23 protein-coding genes are annotated in these 23667 nt (G+C 45.6%); 14 read left to right on the top strand and 9 right to left on the bottom strand.

Annotated elements, in window-relative coordinates:
• The first annotated feature begins 451 nt into the window (after positions 1–451).
• From MSG35_RS15985 to luxS, 9 genes are all read left to right on the top strand, one after another.
• The gene (locus tag MSG35_RS15985; protein WP_004741884.1) at positions 452–709 is read left to right on the top strand and encodes an oxaloacetate decarboxylase subunit gamma; all 258 of its coding nucleotides are present in this window, start codon (positions 452–454) and stop codon (positions 707–709) included.
• Positions 710–740: 31 nt separating this feature from the next.
• Positions 741–2525 (top strand): sodium-extruding oxaloacetate decarboxylase subunit alpha, encoded by a 1785-nt coding sequence (gene oadA, locus MSG35_RS15980; protein ID WP_248384520.1) that lies wholly within the window; start codon positions 741–743, stop codon positions 2523–2525.
• A gap of 9 nt (positions 2526–2534) precedes the next feature.
• Entirely contained in the window at positions 2535–3665 is a 1131-nt protein-coding gene (locus MSG35_RS15975) for a sodium ion-translocating decarboxylase subunit beta (RefSeq protein ID WP_019825842.1), read from the top strand.
• Positions 3666–3835: 170 nt separating this feature from the next.
• On the top strand, positions 3836–4789 hold the full coding sequence (locus MSG35_RS15970; RefSeq protein WP_248384519.1) for an NADP-dependent oxidoreductase: 954 nt from the start codon (positions 3836–3838) through the stop codon (positions 4787–4789).
• A gap of 6 nt (positions 4790–4795) precedes the next feature.
• Positions 4796–5257: a YqaA family protein gene (locus MSG35_RS15965; RefSeq protein ID WP_210450433.1), complete on the top strand. Its 462-nt coding sequence runs from the start codon at positions 4796–4798 to the stop codon at positions 5255–5257.
• Positions 5258–5266: 9 nt separating this feature from the next.
• A complete protein-coding gene (locus MSG35_RS15960; RefSeq protein WP_248384518.1) occupies positions 5267–8125 on the top strand; it encodes a pitrilysin family protein in 2859 nt (952 codons plus the stop codon).
• A gap of 99 nt (positions 8126–8224) precedes the next feature.
• Positions 8225–9793, top strand: coding sequence for a glutamate--cysteine ligase (gene gshA / locus MSG35_RS15955; RefSeq protein ID WP_061038635.1), 1569 nt, complete (start codon positions 8225–8227; stop codon positions 9791–9793).
• A gap of 10 nt (positions 9794–9803) precedes the next feature.
• On the top strand, positions 9804–10454 hold the full coding sequence (locus MSG35_RS15950) for a hypothetical protein (RefSeq protein WP_017629422.1): 651 nt from the start codon (positions 9804–9806) through the stop codon (positions 10452–10454).
• 24 nt (positions 10455–10478) lie between these two features.
• Complete coding sequence (luxS, locus tag MSG35_RS15945) at positions 10479–10997, top strand: S-ribosylhomocysteine lyase (protein ID WP_017056597.1); 519 nt, start codon at positions 10479–10481, stop codon at positions 10995–10997.
• A 115-nt stretch (positions 10998–11112) separates the two neighbouring features.
• Here luxS and MSG35_RS15940 read toward each other — a convergent pair whose 3' ends face one another.
• Together MSG35_RS15940 and MSG35_RS15935 are read right to left on the bottom strand one after the other, a co-directional pair.
• A complete protein-coding gene (locus MSG35_RS15940) occupies positions 11113–12384 on the bottom strand; it encodes a CNNM domain-containing protein (RefSeq protein WP_019825852.1) in 1272 nt (423 codons plus the stop codon).
• Between the two features lie 127 nt (positions 12385–12511).
• The gene (locus MSG35_RS15935; protein WP_019825854.1) at positions 12512–13306 is read right to left on the bottom strand and encodes an inner membrane protein YpjD; all 795 of its coding nucleotides are present in this window, start codon (positions 13304–13306) and stop codon (positions 12512–12514) included.
• A 200-nt stretch (positions 13307–13506) separates the two neighbouring features.
• On the opposite strand from MSG35_RS15935, the gene ffh reads away from it, so the two are divergent.
• The 5 genes from ffh (at position 13507) to rplS (ending at position 17121) form a co-directional block, all read left to right on the top strand.
• Complete coding sequence (gene ffh / locus MSG35_RS15930) at positions 13507–14901, top strand: signal recognition particle protein (RefSeq protein WP_010435884.1); 1395 nt, start codon at positions 13507–13509, stop codon at positions 14899–14901.
• Positions 14902–15113: 212 nt separating this feature from the next.
• The gene (gene rpsP, locus MSG35_RS15925) at positions 15114–15362 is read left to right on the top strand and encodes a 30S ribosomal protein S16 (protein ID WP_004410028.1); all 249 of its coding nucleotides are present in this window, start codon (positions 15114–15116) and stop codon (positions 15360–15362) included.
• Between the two features lie 24 nt (positions 15363–15386).
• A complete protein-coding gene (gene rimM, locus MSG35_RS15920; protein WP_048612338.1) occupies positions 15387–15941 on the top strand; it encodes a ribosome maturation factor RimM in 555 nt (184 codons plus the stop codon).
• 26 nt (positions 15942–15967) lie between these two features.
• Positions 15968–16708, top strand: coding sequence for a tRNA (guanosine(37)-N1)-methyltransferase TrmD (trmD, locus tag MSG35_RS15915; protein ID WP_017061056.1), 741 nt, complete (start codon positions 15968–15970; stop codon positions 16706–16708).
• A gap of 59 nt (positions 16709–16767) precedes the next feature.
• Complete coding sequence (gene rplS, locus MSG35_RS15910; RefSeq protein WP_004735514.1) at positions 16768–17121, top strand: 50S ribosomal protein L19; 354 nt, start codon at positions 16768–16770, stop codon at positions 17119–17121.
• Between the two features lie 485 nt (positions 17122–17606).
• Here the strand turns inward: rplS and yacG are convergent, their stop codons facing one another.
• From yacG to MSG35_RS15875, 7 genes are all read right to left on the bottom strand, one after another.
• Positions 17607–17804, bottom strand: a complete 198-nt coding sequence (gene yacG, locus MSG35_RS15905) for a DNA gyrase inhibitor YacG (protein WP_010435916.1) — start codon at positions 17802–17804, stop codon at positions 17607–17609.
• Positions 17805–17886: 82 nt separating this feature from the next.
• Positions 17887–18627, bottom strand: coding sequence for a cell division protein ZapD (gene zapD / locus MSG35_RS15900; protein WP_017063237.1), 741 nt, complete (start codon positions 18625–18627; stop codon positions 17887–17889).
• Between the two features lie 26 nt (positions 18628–18653).
• The gene (coaE, locus tag MSG35_RS15895) at positions 18654–19268 is read right to left on the bottom strand and encodes a dephospho-CoA kinase (RefSeq protein WP_122082146.1); all 615 of its coding nucleotides are present in this window, start codon (positions 19266–19268) and stop codon (positions 18654–18656) included.
• Between the two features lie 2 nt (positions 19269–19270).
• The gene (locus tag MSG35_RS15890) at positions 19271–20140 is read right to left on the bottom strand and encodes an A24 family peptidase (protein ID WP_017058945.1); all 870 of its coding nucleotides are present in this window, start codon (positions 20138–20140) and stop codon (positions 19271–19273) included.
• 66 nt (positions 20141–20206) lie between these two features.
• Positions 20207–21436, bottom strand: a complete 1230-nt coding sequence (locus MSG35_RS15885) for a type II secretion system F family protein (protein WP_248384517.1) — start codon at positions 21434–21436, stop codon at positions 20207–20209.
• Positions 21437–21451: 15 nt separating this feature from the next.
• Entirely contained in the window at positions 21452–23137 is a 1686-nt protein-coding gene (pilB, locus tag MSG35_RS15880; protein WP_248384516.1) for a type IV-A pilus assembly ATPase PilB, read from the bottom strand.
• Positions 23137–23550, bottom strand: a complete 414-nt coding sequence (locus tag MSG35_RS15875; protein WP_248384515.1) for a prepilin-type N-terminal cleavage/methylation domain-containing protein — start codon at positions 23548–23550, stop codon at positions 23137–23139. Before MSG35_RS15875 ends, pilB begins: the two co-directional genes overlap by 1 nt.
• Positions 23551–23667 lie beyond the last annotated feature (117 nt).

The following is a 23667-nucleotide window of genomic DNA, read 5'->3' as shown; positions in this document are numbered from 1 at the left end:
CGCTCTTAGCTCAGCTGGATAGAGTACCTGGCTACGAACCAGGCGGTCGGAGGTTCGAATCCTCCAGAGCGCGCCACATTATTAGAAAAAGCCTCGTTTATACGAGGCTTTTTTTATGTCTGCTGTAAAATTGTTGCGACAATGTTAAATTTGTTCGTTGTTTAACTTGTTGTATTTAAAGTAGTTCTTGATTGCTTCTTTGTTATTCCACCTTTCTCATATCAATTCCCAGAAAAGCACCGTTTAAGTCACAGTTTAAATATCTAAAAATGACGTATTTGACAGATTTATGTGATCTGATAGGCGAATAATTAACCTTATGTGTGCGTTATCCGTAACAGAACCTTAAACAAAATTGACAAACTTTTACCAATCGAGATAATCCATGGGTCGGGATCACTATTCGCTGAAATCCTGTACGTATGTCAGGATGACGAAGAAAGGAAGCAACATGACTAATATTGGAAGCCTGCTAGGAGATGCGGCGACTCTAATGATAACGGGGATGTCCGTTGTCTTTATTTTCCTAACTATTCTAGTTTACCTCGTTCGGTTGATGTCAAAACTGGTACCAGAAGAAGTACCAGAGCCGATCGCAGCACCTAAAAAAATTCAAAAATCACAATCAAACCCTTCAGCTGTTAGTCCACAGGTAGTGGCAGCAATTTCGGCCGCGGTTCATCAATACCGTGCGTCTACTGCTAAGTAGCATTTAAAGGATTAAAAAGGAGTTTATGAGCATGTCTAAACCACTAGCTATCACAGATGTGGTACTTCGTGACGCGCACCAGTCACTATTTGCTACTCGTATGCGTATCGAAGATATGCTGCCAATTGCGGCAGAACTGGATAAAGTCGGTTACTGGTCACTTGAGACTTGGGGCGGCGCGACGTTTGATTCGTGTATCCGTTTTCTTGGCGAGGATCCATGGGAGCGTTTGCGTGAGCTGAAAAAAGCGATGCCAAACACACCAATGCAGATGCTACTGCGTGGTCAAAACCTATTGGGCTACCGTCACTACGCGGATGATGTAGTAGAAAAATTTGTTGAACGTGCCCATAAAAACGGCATGGACGTATTCCGTATCTTTGATGCGATGAATGACGTGCGTAACTTTGAAAAAGCAGTGAAAGCAACGATCGACGTTGGTGGCCACGCTCAAGGTACGTTGTCTTACACAACCAGTCCGGTTCACAATTCAGATACTTGGGTTGATTTGGCTAAGCGCCTAGAGGACCTAGGTTGTCACTCACTATGTATCAAAGATATGTCAGGTTTATTAAAGCCGTATGAAGCAGAAGAGCTGATTACACGTATCAAAGCATCGTGTGACGTTCCTCTAGCACTGCATAGCCACGCGACAACCGGTCTATCGACTGCAACAGCGGTTAAAGCCGTTGAAGCGGGTATCGACATTCTAGATACCGCTATCTCTTCAATGAGTTGTACTTACGGTCATACGCCAACCGAAACGGTTGTTGCGATGTTAGAAGGTACAGAGCGCGACACGAATCTTAAATTAGACCAAATTGAACCCATCGCAGCTTACTTCCGTGATGTACGTAAGAAGTACGCGAAATGGGAAGGTCAGCTGAAAGGTGTCGATTCTCGCATCCTAATCGCTCAAGTTCCTGGCGGCATGTTAACTAACATGGAAGGCCAGCTTAAAGAGCAAGGCGCTGCCGATCGCATGGATGAAGTTCTAGAAGAGATCCCACGCGTACGTAAAGAGCTTGGTTACATTCCTTTAGTTACACCAACGTCTCAGATTGTCGGTACTCAAGCGGTTATTAACGTCTTAACGGGTGAACGCTATAAGAGCATCACGAAAGAGACTGCTGGTCTACTGAAAGGTGAATACGGTCAAGCTCCTGCTGAGGTTGATGCTGAACTGCAAGCGAAAGTACTGGATGGCGCAGAGCCGATTACTTGTCGTCCTGCTGATTTACTTAAGTCTGAAATGGATACGTTAACGACGGATCTGTTAGAGAAAGCGAAATCAGAGGGTATCTCTCTAGCTGAAGATACGGTTGATGATGTACTGACTTACGCGCTCTTCCCACAAGTAGGTCTTAAGTTCCTTAAAAACCGTCGAAACCCTGAAGCATTTGAACCTGCACCAACGTTAGAAGTTGCGGCTCCAGTTGCAGCAGCTCCTGTACCAGCTTCTGGTGGTATTGAAAGCTACAGCGTGAAGGTTGATGGCCAGGTTTACGATGTTGAAGTTGGCCCTCAAGGTGAACTGACATCGGTATCTCCATCAGCGAAACCAGCACAAGCGTCTCAAGCAGCACCTGCTGCTGCTTCTGATGCAGAAGCAGTTCCAGCTCCATTAGCAGGCAACATCTTCAAAGTGATCGTTCAGCCTGGTGCTGAGGTTGCTGAAGGCGACGTTCTGCTAATCCTAGAAGCGATGAAGATGGAAACGGAAGTTCGTGCTGCTCGTGGTGGTATCGTTCAAGAATTGAATGTTAAAGAAGGCGATGCAGTTACTGTAGGCGCTCCACTACTAAGCTTAGCGTAAGGGAGTACCATGGAAGGATTGATGACCTTATGGTCTGAAACAGGGATTGCGAACTTTGAGTTCGGCCAGATCTGTATGATGCTGGTTGGTTGCTTACTGTTGTTTTTGGCAATTCGTAAAGGATTTGAACCGTTACTTCTACTACCTATTGGTTTTGGTGCTGTATTAGCAAACATTCCAAATGCTGGGTTTACTGATCCAGGTGGTTTGCTCTACTACGTCTACTACATTGGTATTGAGACAGGTATTTTCCCACTGCTGATCTTTATGGGTGTTGGTGCGATGACGGACTTCGGTGCGTTGATTGCGAACCCTAAAACATTGTGGTTAGGGGCTGCGGCTCAGTTTGGTATCTTTGCAACGCTATTTGGCGCTATCTTGCTGAACTATGTTCCAGGAATGGAGTTCTCGATGGCCGATGCTTCGTCAATTGCGATCATTGGTGGTGCCGATGGCCCAACTGCGATCTTCTTAGCGAGTAAGCTATCTCCGGATCTTTTAGGTGCCATTGCAGTAGCGGCTTATAGCTACATGGCGTTGGTTCCTATCATTCAGCCACCAATCATGAAAGCGTTAACGTCTCCTGAAGAGCGCAAGATTAAGATGGCTCAACTTCGTCACGTTAGCAAAGCAGAGAAGATTCTTTTCCCGCTTGCTGTACTACTGATGACGATTTTGTTCCTACCTTCAGCAACACCTCTAGTGGGAATGTTCTGTCTGGGTAACTTAATGCGTGAAGCGGGTGTGGTTGATCGCCTTTCAAAAACAGCTCAAAACGAACTGATTAACGTTGTAACTATTTTCCTAGGTCTAGGGGTTGGTTCTAAGCTTCAAGCGGATACGTTCTTGAACTTAGAAACACTGGGTATTCTAGGTTTAGGTGCGGTCGCGTTCAGTATCGGTACGGCGGGTGGTGTATTGATGGCTAAGGTGTTGAACCGATTCTCGAAAGAGGACATCAACCCACTGATTGGCGCAGCTGGCGTATCGGCGGTTCCAATGGCGGCACGTGTTGTGAACAAGGTTGGTCTTGAGGCAAACCCTCAGAACTTCTTGTTGATGCATGCAATGGGCCCGAACGTAGCCGGTGTACTTGGTAGTGCGGTTGCGGCGGGTATTCTATTAGCACTAGTTGGTTAATGGATTACTGGTCATGCATCGTTACGTTAATTGGTCGTCAATTTACGAATGAGCGGTTAACTTAGCCTTATTAAATGGTTTATAGTCAAAGGGATGCTTTCGCATCCCTTTCTTTTTATTAATTAGGGTGCTTGCTCACTAGGGCTTTTATCAATCAAGGAAATGTGGAAATGGAAAATAAACAGATTGCGATTACTCAATTCGGCGGCGTCGAAAACCTTAGTATTCAAACCAGTGCGATCCCTGAGCCTAAGGCTGGAGAAGTGGTGGTTAAAGTTTCCTTTTCGGGCATTAATCCGATTGATGTGAAAACCCGTGCAGGCCTTGGTTGGGCGGCAGCACAAAACAAAGATAACCTGCCTTGGGTGCCTGGCTACGATATTTCAGGGCAAATTGTCTCGCTAGGCGAACAGGCTGAACGCTTTACTGTTGGTGATAACGTGGCTGGCTTTATTGGTTTTCCATTGCAAGGTGGCGGTTACAGCCAATATGTGTGTGTTCCAGAAGCTGCATTAAGTATGGTTCCTGATTCTGTCACTCTAGAAGCGGCAGCGGCATTACCACTCGCGAGCCAAACAGCGGCACAAGCGCTCAACAAAGCCGAAGTGAAAGAAGGCGATCGCGTGCTTATTTTAGCGGGTGCGGGCGGTGTTGGTCACCTTGCGGTTCAAATCGCAGTGGCAGCAAAAGCCGAGGTTTACACAACCTGCAGCGAAGCTAACCTCGATTATCTCGCAACGCTAGGCGCTCATGCGATCAACTATAAGTTTGCTCCAGCTTCAGAGCGAGTTTCTGATGTTGATGTGTTGATTGATTTGGTCGGTGGTGATACCGCGCTTGACGCATTGAAGTGCCTGAAAGATGGAGCAAGAGTAGTGACTGTTCCGACTCTATCTGCAGAACTGATCTGCGAAAAAGCCACACTACTAGGTTTTACTGCATCAGGCATGCTGGTTGAGCCAAACCCTGAGCAAATGGACGCCATGCTTTATATGGTGAGTGTTGGATTACTTAAAACAGAAATTCAAGGTATCTACCAACTAGACGAAGCACAGTCGGCTCATCTGCAGGTTGAAACCGGACACACCAGAGGCAAGGTACTGCTTAAAATGCAACAAGGTTGATAGGAAGTGCTAGAATTCTTTAACTCCCTTTTTGAAAATATCGCGCTGTGGTTCTCTGACTCGGCGCTTTGGGTACTCTTCATCAGTGGCTTCTTGAGTGCCACGTTATTGCCCGGCGGTTCAGAAGCCAGTCTTGTTGCAGCATTGAGCCTAGATCAATTCTCAACATCGTCGATTATTCTCATAGCGACACTTGGTAACACCTTAGGTGGCCTGACTAATTATTGGATTGGTTTGTGGTTGCCTAATCGAACTCAATCTGAAAAGCATGGTCATAAGGCTATGGCTTGGCTGAGCCGTTATGGTTACTGGACACTGTTATTTAGTTGGTTACCGATCATTGGTGACCCTTTGTGTCTAGCGGCGGGTTGGCTAAGAATGAAATTCATCCCTAGCGTTATTTTGATAGCGATTGGCAAAGCCGCTCGCTATAGCTTACTTGCTGCTATCTACTTCGGTTTTTTCTAAGGAGAACCTATGAAAAAGGTTTTACTTGGTACATTTTCTCTTATCGCCATTGCTGGCTGTTCTTACAATGTACCTAGCTCAACGCCCTTCTTTTCCTCGTTACCTGAAGGTGTCACTCTGTTAGAAGAGGTTAAGCCCTCTAAAGATAAAGTGGTGATTCCTTACACCAAGTATCAGCTTGAAAACGGTCTGACAGTTATTCTTTCCCCTGATGATTCCGATCCGTTGGTGCATGTTGATGTAACTTATCACGTCGGCTCAGCACGTGAAGAGATTGGCAAGTCGGGCTTTGCTCACTTCTTTGAGCACATGATGTTCCAGGGTTCTGAGAACGTTGGTGACCAACAGCACTTTAAGATCATTACCGAAGCGGGTGGATCGTTAAACGGAACGACCAATCGTGACCGCACCAACTACTTTGAAACTGTTCCTTCTAACCAACTTGAAAAAATGCTGTGGTTAGAATCAGACCGAATGGGCTTCTTGTTGGATGCAGTTTCTCAGAAAAAATTTGAGGTACAAAGAGGCACGGTCAAGAACGAGCGAGCGCAGAGCTACGAAAACCGTCCTTACGGCTTAATGTGGGAACGCATGGGCGAAGCGCTTTACCCAGAAGGTCACCCTTACTCTTGGCAACCAATCGGCTATGTTGAAGATCTTGACCGCGTTGATGTGAATGACCTAAAGGCGTTCTTCCTGCGTTGGTACGGCCCAAACAATGCCGTGTTAACGATTGGTGGTGATATCGACGTTAATGACACGCTAGAGTGGGTGAACAAGTACTTTGGCCCAATCCCTCAAGGTCCTGAAGTGAAGGCGGCAGAGAAGCAACCTGCTGTTCTAACAGAAGATAAGTACATCACCTTAGAAGACAATATTCGTCAGCCGATGGTGCTTGTGGGTTGGCCAACAACGTATCGCGGCGAAGAGACGCAAGCTTCCCTGAATGCACTGTCTAACGTGTTAGGTTCAGGTACCAACAGTTACCTATATCAAAACCTAGTAAAAACGCAGAAGGCAGTCAGCGCTGGATCTTTCCATGATTGTGCTGAGCTTGCTTGTACCATGTACGTGTATGCAATGGGCAACTCAGGTGAAAAAGGCGATTTGACGGTTCTTAATAAAGAGCTGATGGATACCCTAGAGCAATTCTCGAAAGAGGGCGTTGAGCAAGAGCGTTTAGACCAGATCACAGGCATGGCAGAAGCGAATGCCGTTTTCGCATTGCAAAGTGTTAAAGGTAAGGTGTCGCAACTTGCGTCTAACCAAACCTTCTATGGTCAGCCTGATCGCATTGAATCACAACTCGATCAAATCCGAGCTGTGACGCCTGAGAGCGTGAGCAAGGCATACCAAGATTTCATCGAAGGTAAGCACAAGGTTACCTTGAGTGTGGTTCCTAAGAAAAAACTCGATTTAGCGGTTCGTGAAGCGACCTTTACCACGCCACCACGTACGTTGCCGGAATACAGCAAGGTGACGGAAGACCAACTGGATTTCAGAAAGGCACCGAATACCTTTGATCGCAGTGTGATGCCAGAAGTGAACTTTGGTGTTGAGGCGACCATGCCTGAGTTGTACCGCATGCACTTTGCAAATGGTACTGACTTGATTGGTACTGTAACCAGTGAAACACCGACGGTACAGCTACAGATTCAACTTCCAGCTGGCGAGCGTTATGTTCGCAAAGGGCAAGAAGGCCTAGCGAACCTAACCGCTTCGATGATGGAAGAAGGCTCAACCAAACGGACCGTTGAAGAGTTACAAGCGACCTTAGATAAACTTGGTAGCAGTGTGAGCATTAGTGCGGGCAGCTACACCACAGATATTTCAGTCTCGACGCTAGAGAAAAACCTGCCTCAAACCTTGGCGATTGTGCAAGAGGTTCTATTCGAGCCTAAGTTTGACGAGCAAGACTTCGAGCGTGTTAAGAAACAGATGCTAGAAGGCGTTGTCTATCAGCACCAGCAGCCAAGCTGGATGGCTTCTCAAGCAACCCGTGAAGTGCTGTTTGGTGACACTGTTTTTGCTCGCGCAAGTGATGGCACTAAGGAATCTCTATCGAAATTGACCTTAGACGATGTGAAAAAATTCTATGCGCAGCATTACACACCAGAAGGTGCCAATATTGTTGTTGTGGGAGACATCTCGAAGAAAGAGGTAGGGAAACAGCTACAATTCTTTGAAGAGTGGCAAGGCGATGCGGCACCATTAACACGTCCACAGATCGTCAAAGAGCTTTCTGGTCAGCACCTGTACTTAGTTGATAAACCGGGTGCGCCGCAAAGCATTGTTCGCTTGGTTCGTAAGGGCCTGCCGTTTGATGCGACGGGCGAATTGTATTTGAGCCAGTTAGCTAACTTTAACTTAGCGGGCAACTTCAATAGCCGTATCAACCAGAACCTACGTGAAGACAAAGCCTACACTTACGGTGCAAGCGGTTACTTCGCAAGTACTCGTGAAACTGGCGCAGTGGTATTTAGCGCGCAGGTAAGGGCGAATGCGACGGTTCCATCGATTCAAGAGTTTATTAATGAGCTGAATGAGTTTAGCCAAAGTGGATTAACTGACGAAGAGGTGAAATTTATGCGCCTTGCCGTCGGTCAACAAGATGCACTCAAATACGAAACGCCAAGTCAAAAGGCTGGGTTGTTGAGTAATATTGTTGCATTGAGCCTTGATGAAGATTACCTACAACAGCGTAATCAGATAGTTGAAACGGTTTCAAAAGAGACCTTAAACGAACTATCTAAGAAATGGTTTGACCCGAATGATTATCAAATAATCGTTGTTGGTGACGCGACTTCGCTTCGCCCGCAATTAGAAAAGTTAGATATTCCAATAGAAGAGCTTGAAATCATTCGTTAGAGTACACATTAAAGGGGGAGGGAAGAGACTCTACTTTTCTCCTCCAACCTAATTTATGATAGTTCTAATCAGAACAATATAAGATAAGTGAACTGAATTTTGACTGATTTTGCTGCGCGACTAAAGCAAGTTGCAACCAACCCTAAGACCTTCTCTCAATTTGGTCGTGGTGTTGAAAGGGAAACATTACGCTACACGGAAGATGGGCACCTTGCTACTGGGCCGCACCCTGAGGCTTTGGGATCTGCGTTGATGAACGAATGGGTAACGACAGATTTCTCTGAGTCGCTACTGGAATTTATCACGCCTGTTTCTAACGACGTTCCGACGCTTTTGAATCAGTTGTCTGATATCCATCACTTCACGCAAACCAAGTTAGACGGCGAAAAACTATGGCCGCTTTCTATGCCTTGTTACGTTGGCAGTGAAGATTACATTCAGCTAGCGCAATACGGCACCTCTAACAACGGTAAGATGAAGACGTTATATCGTGAAGGCCTAAAACGTCGTTACGGTAGCCTGATGCAGATTATCTCTGGTGTTCATTTCAACTTCTCTTTCCCAGAAAGTTTTTGGGATAGCCTGTTTGGAGAGCAAACTGAAGAAGCGCGTTGTGAATCTAAGTCAGATGCTTACTTCGGTTTGATTCGTAACTACTACCGCTTTGGTTGGTTAATCCCATACTTCTTCGGTGCTTCACCTGCGCTATGTTCTTCTTTCATCAAAGGAAGAGAGACAAGCCTGCCTTTTGAAAAGATTGGCGAGACACTGTATCTACCAAAAGCAACGGCTCTGCGCCTGAGCGACCTTGGCTACACCAACAGTGCTCAAAGCGTATTGAAGATTGGTTTCAACAGCCTAGACCAATACCTTGAAGGTTTGAATCAAGCGATTCGTACACCATCTGAAGAATTCGCTGAGATTGGCACTAAGGTTGATGGTGAATACCGTCAATTGAATAGCAACGTACTACAAATTGAGAATGAGCTTTACGCTCCAATCCGTCCTAAGCGTGTAGCGAAGAGTGGTGAGAAGCCATCTGAAGCATTGGCACGCGGTGGTGTTGAGTACATTGAGGTTCGCTCTTTAGATGTAAACCCATTCAGCTCAATTGGTATCAATGAGCAGCAAGTTCGCTTCTTAGATTTATTCCTAACGTGGAGTGTGCTGACGGACTCAGCAGAGATGGATAACTGCGAGCTTGAATGCTGGCGCGATAACTGGAACAAGGTGATCCTAGAAGGTCGTCAGGTTGGTCTAGAGCTGCAAATCGGTTGTCATGGTGAGCGATTGTCTCTGCAAGATTGGGCGAAGCGTGTCTTCAAAGATCTACGCTCTATTGCCGAGATGATGGACGCTGAACAAGGTGGTCGAGCATACCAAGAAACGTGCGATACGCTTGAAGCTTGGATTGATAACCCAGAGCTGACCATTTCTGGCCAGTTACTAGAAGAAACCAAAAAACTGGGTGGCTTAGGTAAAGTGGGCTGTGCGTTAGGTAAAACGTACGCTCAGCAACACAAAGCGCACCAATACAAAGTGTATTCAGCTGAGTTGATGGAAGCAGAAGTTCAACGTTCTGTGATTGCTCAGCAACAAAGTGAAGAAGCAAGCACTCAAGATTTTGATAGCTTCTTAGCGGACTATTTTTCGTATTTAAAAGCATAGCGAGACTTTGGTGGAAAGGAAGCAAGCCTTATTAGGTCAGCCTACTCGTGTGAGTAGTAAATGGTTACCTGTAGTGACTGTTGGTGTTGTCTCAAGCCTATTGGTTGGATGTGCAACGCCACCGCCAAAGCAGCAAGATAATTTGTGTAGCATCTTTCGAGAGCACCCTTCATGGTATGAAGATGCCTTGGATATGCAAGAAGAGTGGGGAACGCCGATTAACGTTGCGATGGCTTTTGTTAAACAAGAGAGTAGCTATCGTCATGATGCGCGCCCACCTAAAGATTACATTCTTGGCTTTATACCGTGGGGACGTGTAAGCAGTGCCTACGGTTATGCACAAGCTCAAGATCCTGCTTGGGAAGACTTCCAAAAGGCGACCAATAACGGTGGCTCAAGAACCAACTTTGATGATGCATTGATGTTCATCGGTTGGTATACCAGCGAGACGCGTCGTCAATTGGGCATCTCACTATGGGATCCATATAATCAATACCTGGCTTATCATGAAGGCCGTGGTGGTTATAAGCGCAAGTCATACAACAGCAAGCCATCGCTGATTAAGGTGGCGCGTAAAGTTGAACAGCAAGCAAAAGATTATGGATGGCAGCTGAAGCAGTGCCGCAAAGAACTAGAAGACAATCGAAGCTGGTTTTTCTAAAGCCAGCCGTCATGGAGAAGAGCAATGCCTTTATTAGATAGTTTCACTGTTGATCACACACGCATGAACGCACCAGCAGTTCGTGTTGCTAAAACAATGCAAACCCCAAAAGGGGATACCATCACTGTGTTTGACCTGCGTTTTACTGCGCCAAACAAAGACATCCTATCTGAGAAAGGTATCCATACCCTAGAGCACCTATACGCTGGTTTCATGCGTAATCAATTGAACGGTTCAGATGTAGAGATCATCGATATTTCACCTATGGGCTGTCGTACGGGGTTCTACATGAGCCTGATTGGTACGCCTACAGAACAACAAGTGGCTGACGGATGGTTGGCAGCGATGCAAGACGTACTGAAAGTTGAGAACCAGAATAAGATCCCTGAGCTGAATGAATACCAATGTGGTACGGCGGCAATGCACTCTTTGGATGAAGCGAAAGAGATCGCGAATGCGATCATCGCTGCAGGTATTTCTGTAAACAAGAATGATGAACTGGCACTGCCAGAATCTATGCTGCAAGAGCTTAAAATCGACTAGTCGTTGTTCGTTCACCTTGATGCGGTGAGTTAGATATTAAAAGGCCCGGTTCAATGAACCGGGCCTTTTTCGTCAACGTATTTTAGGGCGAGACAGAGATTCAGTGATAACTCAGTTAGCCGTTCACGATCTGTGGGAACACGCGAACCAGTTTGATGCGGTTCTCTTCAAGCTCAACAATTTCCATTGGGTGGCTGGCAACCTGAACACTGAGGTGACTCTCTGGAATATCTTCAAGATGTTCCAGTATCAAACCATTCAGCGTTCTTGGGCCATCGGTAGGCAGTGCCCACTGTAAGCCTTTGTTGATGTCTCGGATATTAGCGCTGCCTTCAATTAAGAAGCTGCCATCGCTTTGCGGAGTAATCTCTTCAGATAAGCTTGGGGCGATTGAGGTGGTAAACTCACCTACGATCTCTTCTAGAATATCTTCTAATGTAACCAAGCCGTTGATGTCACCATACTCATCAACAATCAAGCCGATGCGCTGCTTATTGCGTTGAAACTTGAGTAGCTGAATGTTGAGTGGTGTCGCTTCAGGAATAAAGTAGATCTCATCCGCTGCACGCAGCAGTGTCTCTTTATTGAATTCGTTCTTTTCAAGCATCAGGCGGTAAGCTTCACGCAGCCTAAGCATGCCGACCACTTCATCTATTTGGTCACGATAGAGAACCACACGACCATGAGGCGAGTGGGTCAATTGACGAACGATAGATTTCCAATCGTCATTGATATCGATACCAGTAATCTCATTACGCGGCACCATGATGTCGTTCACGGTGACGTGCTCTAAATCCAGAATAGACACCAACATATCTTGGTGACGTTGAGGGATCAGGCTACCGGCTTCATTTACCACAGTTCTAAGCTCTTCAGAGCTCAAGTGGTCGGTCGCATCGTGACTGGCTTTAACGCCTAAGATACGAATGAAGCCGTTGGTAATGAAGTTCACTAAGATCACCAATGGTGACAGCACCTTCATTAGTATCATCAAAAGGATACTACTCGCGTAAGAGACACGTTCAGGAAATAGAGAAGCGATGGTTTTTGGTGTTACCTCGGCGAATACGAGGATCACGAGAGTCAGGGTACCAGTAGCGATAGCCACACCGATATCCCCGTAGATACGCATACCAAGAATAGTAGCGATCGCAGATGCAAGAATGTTGACGAGATTGTTGCCGATGAGAATGAGGCCAATCAATCTGTCTGGGCGGTTCAGAAGTTTTTCTACGCGTTTGGCACCTTTATGACCCGTATTGGCCAAGTGCTTTAAACGGTAGCGGTTCAGGGACATCATGCCCGTTTCGGAACCAGAGAAATAACCAGAAATTACAATGAGACACGCGAGTAGCGCAAATAAGATACCCGTTGATATGTCGTCCAAAACTATTATTTTCCTATTTGTGTATCTTGATTAATTTATGACCGAACATGGTCGAGATGTCAATTGAATGTATTGCACTCAATATTGTAAAGGCAAGGTATGTTAGACCTTGCCTTTATTTTACAGACTAGTTCAGGATGATTTCCTGGACGAAGCGGCTACCGAAGTAGGCTAATGTGAGCATGCTGGCGCCGGCCAGTGCGAACCAAGTGACTTTCTGTCCTCGCCAACCTTTCTGATAGTGACCCCATAGAAGAATGGAGTAGATAACCCAAGCGATAAAAGACAACACAGCCTTGTGTGCTTTTCCTTGAGCGAACATATCTTGCACGAAGATGAGACCCGTCAACAAAGTACCCGTTAATAAGCCATTACCAATCAGAATGATCTTGAAAAGCTGTCTTTCCACCATCATTAAAGGAGGTAGGTTAGGGTTTATCACTAAGGCTTTTTTCTTTTTAAGTTTGTGATCTAGCCACGCAAGTTGCAGGGCGTATAGCGCGCCGATTGTTAACGTTGCGTATGAAAATAGAGCCAAAGAGATGTGCACGAGCAGTTTTGGGTCATTCTCTAGATGTTTGATGAAGGTGCTTGGAAGAAAAGTGGCAGCCATCAAGTTCAGCGCAGCGAAGCTATAAACGACGGGCAAGATAAACCATAGACGGGTTTTGAGCATGGCACCGCTCATTACTACAGATATGATTAAACTGATTAATGAAGCAACGTTCAAGATACTGAGGTTTTGGCCACTGGCATTAAAAATCAAATCGCCAAGCAACCAAGCATGGAAAGCTAGAGCAAGTAATGCGCTGATAAACACCGTTTTTACACGGATTCCTGTTTGGTGCACGAGACCTGGAATGATCGTGGAAATCGCCATTGTATAAAGAAAGGCTGCTGCGATCGCAATAAGACTGTCCATGGTATCCATTTTAATGATTACTAATTGGCGAATTATACCTCGCATCGCTCTTTGGGGCTATGGCGAACCTCATTCAATTCTAAGTGAATAATGTCTCACATCACAAGCACGGATGATTAACGCTCTACAACGGGTATGACTCTAATCCACGCTAATGTATACTCACAGTAATAGTCGCAGTTTTGAGCGAAGAGAAAACTATGTTTGATAATTTAACGGATCGTCTATCCAAAACGCTGAAGAACATCAGCGGTAAAGGTCGTCTGACCGAAGACAATATTAAAGAGACGCTGCGTGAAGTACGTATGGCGCTACTTGAAGCCGACGTTGCACTGCCCGTTGTCCGCGATTTTGTTAAGCGCGTAAAAGAAGGCGCTGTGGGTGTTGAGGTTTCTAAATCTCTAACGCCTGGTCAAGAATTCATTAAGATCGTTCAAGCTGAACTTGAAGCGGTGATGGGTGAGTCTAACGAGGCTCTTAACCTAGCAGCGCAGCCGCCAGCCGTTATCTTAATGGCGGGTCTACAAGGTGCGGGTAAAACCACATCGGTAGGTAAGCTATCTAAGCTTCTAACTGAGCGTGATAAGAAGAAAGTCTTGGTTGTGTCTGCCGACGTTTACCGTCCAGCGGCAATCAAACAGCTTGAAACGTTAGCAAGCGATGTTGGCGTAGACTTCTTCCCATCTTCAGCTGATCAAAAGCCTCTTGATATTGCAAACGCTGCAATCGACCACGCGAAGAAGAAATTCTACGACGTGCTACTTGTCGATACTGCGGGTCGTTTGGCTATCGATGAAGAGATGATGGGCGAGATCAAAGAGCTTCATACTGCAATTAAACCAGTAGAGACACTGTTCGTTGTTGATGCAATGACAGGTCAAGATGCTGCCAACACTGCAAAAGCCTTTGGTGATGCGCTACCACTAACCGGTGTTATCTTGACGAAAGTTGATGGTGATGCGCGTGGTGGTGCTGCTCTGTCTGTTCGTCATATCACAGGCAAGCCAATTAAATTCTTGGGTGTTGGTGAAAAGACTGACGCACTAGAACCGTTCCACCCAGATCGTGTTGCTTCTCGTATCTTAGGTATGGGCGACGTACTGTCTCTTATTGAAGACCTACAGAAAAACGTTGATACCGAGAAAGCAGAGAAACTGGCTAAGAAGTTCAAAGAAAAGAAAGGCTTTGACCTTGAAGACTTCCGTGAACAGCTAGGTCAGATGCAAAACATGGGCGGCATGATGGGCATGATGGATAAGCTTCCAGGCATGTCTCAGCTACCAGATAACGTTAAAGATAAAGTTGATGACAAGATGTTCAAGCAAATGGAAGCGATCATCAACTCTATGACCATGAAAGAGCGTCAACGCCCTGACCTAATCAAAGGCTCACGCAAAAAGCGTATTGCTGCTGGTTCTGGTACACAGGTACAAGATGTAAACCGTATGCTTAAGCAGTTCACCCAAATGCAGAAGATGATGAAGAAGATGCAGAAAGGTGGCATGAAAGGCATGATGCGCAACATGCAAGGCATGATGGGCGGCGGTGGAGGTATGGGCGGAATGGGTGGTGGCTTTAACCCGTTTGGTCGATAATCTACAAATGTAAGCTTTAGCTACGTTACTTTTCATAGTGTTAGCCGTGTCACAGAAAGTGTACGGCAGCTATGTTGGTGAAAAAATAGCTAAAGCCCTTGCATTGCACCGGAATAAGAGTAAAATTCCGGGGCTTTAATTTGGCACGAGACCCCAAGCTATTTACTTATACTTGGGGTTAATTATTTTATTAAGAAAGCAAAGAGGACGACATGGTAACCATTCGTTTGGCACGTCACGGTGCAAAGAAGCGCCCATTTTATCAAATCGTAGTTGCGGATAGCCGTAACGCTGCAACTGGCCGTTTCATCGAGAAAGTAGGTTTCTTTAACCCTACTGCTCAAGGTCAAGAAGAAGGTCTACGTCTAGACCTAGATCGTGTTAACCACTGGGTTGGTCAAGGCGCATCTCTATCTGATCGTGTAGCTAAGCTAGTTAAAGACGCTCAAAAAGCGGCTTAATTCTTTTTTAAAGAGAAATAGCTTATGTCGATGAAGGGTAAAGAAACTATGAGCGAGCAAAACAATAGAATTGTCATGGGTAAACTTGGGTCTACCTATGGTATTCGTGGCTGGCTTAAAGTGTTCTCCTACACAGACAATGCTGAAAGCATATTTGATTACAGCCCTTGGTATTTAAACCTAAAGGGTAAGTGGGTTGAGTACAAAGTTGAGAGCTGGAAACGTCATGGCCAAGGTTATGTATGTAAGCTAGCGGGATTAGATGTTCGTGAAGACGCGCAACTGATGACTAACTTTGAAATTGCTATTGACCCTGCTTCGTTACCTGAATTGTCAGAAGATGAATTCTACTGGCGCGAATTGTTCGGTATGCAAGTTTTTACTACTAAAGGTTACGACCTTGGTAAGGTCACTGACCTATTAGAAACTGGCTCGAACGATGTTCTAGTAATCAAAGCAAATCTTAAAGATGCTTTTGGCCAAAAGGAACGGTTAGTACCGTACCTTGAAGAGCAAGTGATCAAGAAAGTTGATCGCGAAGCTCGCCGGATCGAAGTTGACTGGGATCCTGGATTCTAACTCCAAATTACAGAGCGAGAGAACACATGTGGGTTGGCATTATTAGCCTTTTTCCTGAAATGTTCCGTTCTGTTACTGATTTTGGAGTAACAGGTCAAGCGGTTAAAAAAGGTCTTTTATCTATTGAGACATGGAATCCTCGTGATTTCACTCATGATAAACATCGCACTGTTGATGACAGACCTTACGGTGGTGGTCCTGGCATGTTAATGATGGTTCAGCCTTTGCGCGACGCTATCACAACGGCCAAGCAAGCAGCACCGGGAAAGACGAAAGTTATCTATCTTTCACCTCAAGGTCGTAAACTCGACCAGAAAGGTGTTGAAGAGCTGGCAACAAACGAGAATTTACTTCTTATTTGTGGTCGCTACGAAGGGGTAGATGAGCGCATCATTCAATCTGAAGTTGACGAAGAATGGTCGATTGGAGATTTTGTGATGACGGGTGGCGAACTGCCAGCCATGACGCTGATTGATTCAGTATCTCGGTTTGTTCCGGGTGTACTTGGAGATTTCGCTTCAGCAGAAGAAGATTCTTTTGCAAATGGTTTGTTAGATTGTCCCCATTATACGCGCCCTGAGGTGCTAGACGATAAAGATGTGCCATCGGTACTCAAGTCTGGAAACCATAAGGACATTCGTCGCTGGCGATTAAAACAATCGTTGGGCCGAACTTGGCTAAGAAGACCAGAACTCCTGGAAAACCTAGCTCTGACTGACGAACAGGAACAATTACTGGCTGAATTCATTAAAGAGCAACGCTCTTAACGAAAAGCAAGCAGTAACCTATTAAATTTAGTATCAGTTTATTCTAGGAATTTATACAAATGAGCAACATCATCAAGGCTCTTGAAGAAGAGCAACTAAAATCAGACCTTCCTAAATTCGCACCAGGTGACACTGTTGTAGTTCAGGTTAAGGTAAAAGAAGGTGACCGTGAGCGTCTACAGGCTTTCGAAGGCGTTGTAATCGCTATTCGTAACCGTGGTCTACACTCTGCATTCACAGTTCGTAAGATCTCGAACGGTGAAGGCGTAGAGCGTGCGTTCCAAACTCACTCTCCAATGGTTGATAGCATCGAAGTTAAACGCCGTGGTGCAGTACGTCGTGCCAAGTTGTACTACCTACGTGAGCGTTCTGGTAAGTCAGCTCGTATTAAAGAGAAGCTTACTAAGAAGTAATTCTTTTTGCATTCTATCGATAAAAGCGGAGCCATTTGGCTCCGCTTTTTTGTGTCTGTTATTTGGAGCTTATCAGGTAAGAGATCCCCAATTCGCTCGTACCTCGCTCTTGGGGAGGATATCGAGAATAGAGAAGAGTGTTATGCGTGAGCATACCGTCGGAAATCTGCCCCAGAGCTAGGTATATGATTTAGTTCGAAGTCATTAGATTCCCAACTCGTTCGTTCCTCACTCACTCTTGAGGATGACGAATGACAAGCCTTGATAGGCTGTCGAACCGCTGAGGGAGTTTGTGAATCAACCAGAGCTGTCATTCCCTAGACTGACGAAGGAAGGAGTAGGGAATCTCTTTCAGTAAACACCAAACTATTGGCAATAAAAAAGGATTGACGTTAAACGCCAACCCTTCAAAATTTACTCGCTACTCGCTACTCGCTACTCGCTACTCGCTACTCGCTACTCGCTACTCGCTACTCGCTACTCGCTTAGTATGGATCTTCCGACCAACCATCGCTATCCGACATGTCTGGTGCGCCAGCGATGCTGTTCTCTTCGTCTGCCCATTCACCGAAATCAATCATCTGACATTGCTTACTGCAAAACGGGCGGTGTGGGCTTTGTTCGCCCCATTCAACGTCGGCATTACATTGAGGGCATTTAACGATGGTGATTTTTTTCGACATAGTGATTCTTAATTAGAGGGTATTGTAAGAAAGAGTTTAGGCTCGAGTGAGGACTCAAGCCAAACTAAAAAAGGAAAATTAATTAGGTGCAGATAGCCAATTCAAATTCGATGTCTTGAGTACAGGCTTGCCCAGTCTCAAAGCTCATGAACTTAACAGCAAAGCGGTTCTTGTGACCTGAGATCATCGGGTAGGCACCGTATTGCATCGGAATAGAAAGACGAAGGATATTCGCTTCATCGGCATCGCTCTGGAAGAAGCCAGCACGAGCGATTTGCTCTTTAAAGTGACCAGTCTCTCTGGTTAGCTTCAACCACAGTGTTAGCGCTTCATACAGAGGCTGTAAGCTATCCATCCAAGCTTTAGCATCTCTCATTCTCTTATCAAGAGGAAGGTGCAGCCAGTAATGCAGTGCTGGTAAATCAAAGCAGCATGAGCCACCTGGAAGATTAAAGCGCTGGCGAATCGCACTCAGGAAGCGGTCTTCCTTAAGTGACTGGCCAAAACGCTCTGCCTGCATCAGATCACGATAGATATTACCAATGTCATTAAGCAGTGATGTCAGCATCTCTTGATCGACACCTTCAACATCTAACCAGCTTTTGTAGGTTACACGTTGCTTCTCAATATCTTTTGCCAGTTCGCTCTTGAGTTGGATCTGTTCGAAGATTTCAATCAGATCAAAGATGGAACGGAAAAAAAGTTGATACTGTTGAGCATCGGAAAATGTAGAAGACAAGTGTAGCTGCCTCAAGAGTGATTCGACTCTTAAGTAGATGCGTGTTTTCTCATTTAGAGGATGTTCAAATTTATGGGTGATCATCGAGCAAACCTTCATTCAACATTGTTCTATTCTGACCCATCTACAGCACTGATTGCCAGATACTTTTGATGTAAATCTGTGATTTGAGGCAAAAGTTCTTGGTTTTTAGTATGGTTTTTAATCACGTCATCTGCAACTGCTAAGCGTTGTTCTCTTGAAGCCTGTGATTTTAAAATTGATGCAACTTGTTCCCTAGAAACATTATCACGACTCATCGTTCGTTCTATTTGCACTTCTGCTGGCACATCAACAATTAATACGCGATCGGCCATGCCTTGCATTTGGTTTTCCACCAATAATGGTGCCACTAATAAACCATACGGGGATGTGATTTTAGACAGGTCACTGTCAATTTTGTCACGGATCATGGGATGAAGAAGATCATTGAGCCACTGCTTCTCTTTAGGATCTGAGAAGATCAGCTCACGCAGCCTACTTCGGTTGAGTGTTCCATCGTCAAGCAAGATAGACTCACCAAAGTGTTTTGTAATCTGTTTTAAGCCGTCACTGCCCAGCGCAACCACTTCACGTGCCACGATATCAGCATCAACAATATCAATATTAAAATGCTCATTGAACAGGTTAGCGACCGTGGTTTTGCCACTGGCGATACCACCGCTTAATCCGATAATGATTGCCATGGTTAAATTCCTAGTACAGAAGTGAAATACCAACCCATGATGTCGTTACCCCACATCAAGCTTACCCAACCCGCAATTGCAAGGTAAGGACCAAATGGAAAGGCTTTATCTATGCCTTGCTGTTTCAGGCGAAGCTGAATCAAACCAAACACAAGGCCAACCAGCGAAGATAAAAGGATGATCATCGGTAGGTGCTGCCAACCAAGCCATGCACCAAGTGCAGCCAGGAGTTTGAAGTCACCGTAACCCATGCCTTCTTTACCTGTGAGTAGTTTGAACAACCAATACACCGACCACAGAGCTAGGTAGCCAGCCATCGCGCCAACCACAGAATCTTGCAGCGATACTGGGCTGATATTAAACAGTGCTAAAGCGATACCGGACCATACCAAAGGCAAGGTGATTTGATCAGGTAACAGCATGGTATCGAGATCGATAAAGGTCGCGGTAATCAGTGCGAAGGTGAAAAAAATCAAAGCAATGGCGTAGTAACTGAAACCAAAGTGGCTAGCAACCATTGTGCAAAGTATTGCGGTCAGTAGTTCGACCAAAGGGTAGCGAGCGCTGATTGGGTTAGCACAGCTGTGGCACTTCCCCTTTAAGAACAACCAGCTTAAGACTGGGATATTGTCGACGATTCTTAATTGGGTTTTGCATTTTGGGCAGGTTGAACGAGGAATGCTGAGATTAAACTTCCCCTCTGGTGCTGGAATTTTATATTGAGAGAAATACTCCGAGCACTCTTGTTGCCATTCGCGTTCCATCATAATCGGTAAACGGTGTATGACTACGTTGAGGAAGCTGCCGATAAGAAGGCTAAAAATGAAAGCTAATACGGGGAATAGCCAAGGATAGTAGTGAAATACTTCCATAGTGTCCTTTACCACTTAATCAAGGTGAGCAGAGATTGCTGCTCATGGGTATTTAGTTGCTTTTAACTATCCTAACACACTCATAAGATTAAAGATCGGTAAGTACATCGCAACCACAAGCCCACCAACGACAGTACCTAAAAACACGATGATCAGTGGCTCTAGAATCTTGCCTAAATTGTCGACTGTGTTGTCTACTTCAAACTCGTAAATCGACGCTACTTTATTGAGCATATCATCAAGGTTGCCAGACTCTTCACCAATCATCACCATCTGCAACACCATTTCGGGGAAGGCATTGGTATTGCGCATTGCGATATACATTGGCATGCCAGCAGCCGTTTCTCGGTGAACCTCGATGATGGCCGATTCATAATGCAGGTTGCCTGCGGTTTTGGCTGTGGTTTTGAGGCTCATTAAAATCGGAATACCAGAACTAAAGCTGGTTGATAAGGTTCGGCTGAATTTGGCAATAGAGGCTTTGGCTAATACGCCACCAAGAACAGGAAAGCGTAATCCTAGCCGACTAACAGACAGTCTGATCGAGTGGGAACGCTGACACAGTTGGTAAATAATCAGGACAACAAGCCCTATGCCTACGGCCGTATAGAAGCTATAAGCCTGCATCCAATGGGAAAGGTAGAGTACTTGTTGAGTGAACCAAGGCAGGTCGGCGCCAAAGCCGGAAAACATCGACTCAAACTCTGGAATCACGATAGTCAGCATTAAGTAGGAAACGGTAAGGGCGACCGCTACAACCATTGCTGGGTAGATGAGAGCCTTTATAACCTTGGATTTTAGTTGCTCACTCTTTTCACGATAGGTCGCCAAGCGTTCAAATACTTGTGCGAGGTTACCGGAGAGCTCGCCTGTCGCGACCAAATCAGTATAGAGGTCATCAAAGTGACGACTTGCGGTTCGCATCGCTTTTGAGATTGGCGTTCCGGCTTCTACACCTTTGCAAATATGCGATAAGATTGATTTCATTTCAGCTTTGCGGTGATTGTCTGACACCAACTTGATGGCTTGCACGATGGGCACACCAGTGGCGAGCATGGTAGCAAGCTGCCGAGTCAAAATAGTGATGTCTTTGGCTTTGACTCTATGGGTTAAACGAGTGACGGCTGAAATACTTTTCTTTTTGATTTTCTTAATCTGAATATGCTGTTCTTTGAGCTTTTCTCGTACTTCCAATTCGGTGAGCGCTAAGGTTTGCCCAGACACTTTCTTGCCTGAGCTATTAATGCCTTTCCAGTGATAGCTTTTTAGTTGTGATTGTTTGGACTTGCTACTCATTGGTGCTCCATTGGGTTATATGTACAGAACACGTTGCAGCTCTTGATAGCTGGTGGTGCCTTCAAGCAATTTATCTAGTCCCGACTCTTGCAGAGTTCTCATGCCTTCTCGGCGAGCCAAGTTTTCAATGGCTAACGCGTTAGGCTTGTCTATCAGGCTATTTTTCAGCTGATCGCTAAACGGCATCACTTCATAGATACCCACTCGACCCGAATAACCTTGGTTACACTCATTACACCCTTGAGGGTTCGCTTTGTAGATGGTTTGGCTGTTAGGAATCGAGTGACGCAGAAATATGTCCGGCGAGTCGTCAACTTCTTTGCAATAGTTGCACAATCGTCTTGCCAGTCGTTGGGCGATAATCAGGCTTAATGATGAAGCGAGGTTAAAAGGTTCTATCCCCATATGAGAGAGGCGAGTCACGGTTTCTGCTGCAGAATTGGTGTGCAGTGTCGAAAGCACTAAGTGGCCTGTTTGCGAGGCTTTGATCGCGATCTCTGCGGTTTCCAAATCACGGATCTCTCCGACCATCACCACATCAGGATCTTGTCGTAAAAATGATCGCAGCGCCTCAGCGAAACCAAAGCCGATCTTAGGTGACACTTGTACCTGATTGATACCACACAGGTTAATCTCCACTGGATCTTCGGCTGTTGAGATGTTGCGTTCAGTGGTGTTGAGCACTCGAAGGCCAGTATAAAGAGAAACCGTTTTACCGCTGCCGGTTGGCCCGGTCATTAAGATCATTCCTTGCGGGCGTTTTAGGGCATTGAGGTAGAGTGCTTTTTGATCCTCGCTGTAACCGAGCTTATCGATATCGAGATTGGCTGCACTGCTGTCTAAGAGACGAAGAACGATCTTTTCTCCCCATAATGTTGGCAGTGTAGATACACGCATATCAATCGCCAGTTCGTCGTTTAAACGTAATTTAATACGACCATCTTGAGGTAAGCGACGTTCAGCGATATCAAGCTTGGCGAGGATCTTTAAGCGAGCTGATAGACGACGACTTAAATGGGAAGCGGGTTGTTGTATTTCAACAAGGATGCCATCACAACGCAGTCGTACTCGGTAGTGCTCTTCATAAGGTTCGAAGTGGATATCTGATGCACCTTTACGCACCGCATCAACCAGTATCTGATTGATAAAGCGACTGACAGGGGAATCGTCTTGGCTGAGATCTTCAATCGACGCTATCTCGTCGTCAGACACTTCAACAAGATTGGCGAGTTCGTCTTGAGTGATCTCTTTGCGTTTGGAGTCTTGCCCGGAAATAGAGCGTCCATACAGCTTTCGTATAGCGCCTTCTAATTCTGAGTAGTTAGCGACAACCAATTCAATCTGCAACCCTGTCGCGAATCGAAAGTCATCTTCCGCTTGTAAATCGGTAGGGTCAGCTGAAGCTAGCGTGAGAGTAGAGTTAGAGACTGAAATTGGGATAGCACGATACTTGGTAATCAGCTCGCGAAGCCCTAATTGGTCGCATAAGGTTTCATAGTCCGTATTGGCAAGTTGTACTAACGGTAAGCCGAAGATGGTTTTAATGTTGTTTGCTAAGGAATCGCCGCTGAAGAAATCTAGAACGAGCAAAGCTTCAGGTGTCGAAATACCTGAAGCTTGTACTTGTTCCGCAACGGCTTGTTCTTGAGTCAGGCTAAGTAAGTCAGCCTGACGAAGAACGGTTGGGAGGTTGGTTAGCACTAACCACAACCTTGTAGGGTAAAGGTTGTCCCTGAAATATCACACTCCCACAAACCATCCTCTCGCGTCCAAGTAACAATGCCACCATTTGCGGAAGTACTAGTTAGGGTTACGGTAATGCTACCATTTGATCCTGTAGCTCCACTTGCTGCGACGTCTATGGTACCCAGTGAAAAGCTAGGTATCGCAAGACTTGCTGATGCCGGAAAACTTCCATTCTCTACTATATGTTGCTCCACTGGAGTTTTTAGTGCTGTTGATGTCGCTAGCGCTGAACCTAGCGCTCCTTTAGCTGAGTAATCTTGGTACGCAGGAACAGCAATCGCGGACAGCACACCAATAATCGCTACCACGATCATCAACTCAATCAGCGTAAAGCCTTTCTGGTTCGTTCTTTTGTTCTTGTTATTCATTGTCTAATTCCATTCTTTAGTTTGTTTCAGTGCAGGCACTGGTTGATGGAAAGAATAGAAGTTGAGATGGGGTAGTGGAATGGTGTTCAGGTGCGGTCGCGAGTGGTTTGGTATTTA

Origin of the sequence: Vibrio sp. 1CM23M (genome assembly GCF_023161755.1) — a bacterium.
Classification (GTDB): Bacteria; Pseudomonadota; Gammaproteobacteria; order Enterobacterales; family Vibrionaceae; genus Vibrio; species Vibrio coralliirubri.
The sequence above is the reverse complement of the archived record's forward strand: the minus strand, read 5'-3'. Positions and strand labels throughout refer to the sequence as shown.

What these genes read in the sequence shown, in the direction of transcription:
- rpsP (WP_004410028.1), top strand. Translation starts at nt 15,114, where the DNA reads ATGGTAACCATTCGTTTGGCACGTCACGGTGCAAAGAAGCGCCCATTT.
- rimM (WP_048612338.1), top strand. Translation starts at nt 15,387, where the DNA reads ATGTCGATGAAGGGTAAAGAAACTATGAGCGAGCAAAACAATAGAATT.
- oadA (WP_248384520.1), top strand. Translation starts at nt 741, where the DNA reads ATGTCTAAACCACTAGCTATCACAGATGTGGTACTTCGTGACGCGCAC.
- luxS (WP_017056597.1), top strand. Translation starts at nt 10,479, where the DNA reads ATGCCTTTATTAGATAGTTTCACTGTTGATCACACACGCATGAACGCA.
- yacG (WP_010435916.1), bottom strand. Translation starts at nt 17,804, where the DNA reads ATGTCGAAAAAAATCACCATCGTTAAATGCCCTCAATGTAATGCCGAC.
- MSG35_RS15875 (WP_248384515.1), bottom strand. Translation starts at nt 23,550, where the DNA reads ATGAATAACAAGAACAAAAGAACGAACCAGAAAGGCTTTACGCTGATT.
- MSG35_RS15975 (WP_019825842.1), top strand. Translation starts at nt 2,535, where the DNA reads ATGGAAGGATTGATGACCTTATGGTCTGAAACAGGGATTGCGAACTTT.
- MSG35_RS15970 (WP_248384519.1), top strand. Translation starts at nt 3,836, where the DNA reads ATGGAAAATAAACAGATTGCGATTACTCAATTCGGCGGCGTCGAAAAC.
- MSG35_RS15935 (WP_019825854.1), bottom strand. Translation starts at nt 13,306, where the DNA reads ATGGACAGTCTTATTGCGATCGCAGCAGCCTTTCTTTATACAATGGCG.
- MSG35_RS15985 (WP_004741884.1), top strand. Translation starts at nt 452, where the DNA reads ATGACTAATATTGGAAGCCTGCTAGGAGATGCGGCGACTCTAATGATA.
- rplS (WP_004735514.1), top strand. Translation starts at nt 16,768, where the DNA reads ATGAGCAACATCATCAAGGCTCTTGAAGAAGAGCAACTAAAATCAGAC.
- ffh (WP_010435884.1), top strand. Translation starts at nt 13,507, where the DNA reads ATGTTTGATAATTTAACGGATCGTCTATCCAAAACGCTGAAGAACATC.
- trmD (WP_017061056.1), top strand. Translation starts at nt 15,968, where the DNA reads ATGTGGGTTGGCATTATTAGCCTTTTTCCTGAAATGTTCCGTTCTGTT.
- MSG35_RS15890 (WP_017058945.1), bottom strand. Translation starts at nt 20,140, where the DNA reads ATGGAAGTATTTCACTACTATCCTTGGCTATTCCCCGTATTAGCTTTC.
- MSG35_RS15885 (WP_248384517.1), bottom strand. Translation starts at nt 21,436, where the DNA reads ATGAGTAGCAAGTCCAAACAATCACAACTAAAAAGCTATCACTGGAAA.
- zapD (WP_017063237.1), bottom strand. Translation starts at nt 18,627, where the DNA reads ATGATCACCCATAAATTTGAACATCCTCTAAATGAGAAAACACGCATC.
- MSG35_RS15960 (WP_248384518.1), top strand. Translation starts at nt 5,267, where the DNA reads ATGAAAAAGGTTTTACTTGGTACATTTTCTCTTATCGCCATTGCTGGC.
- coaE (WP_122082146.1), bottom strand. Translation starts at nt 19,268, where the DNA reads ATGGCAATCATTATCGGATTAAGCGGTGGTATCGCCAGTGGCAAAACC.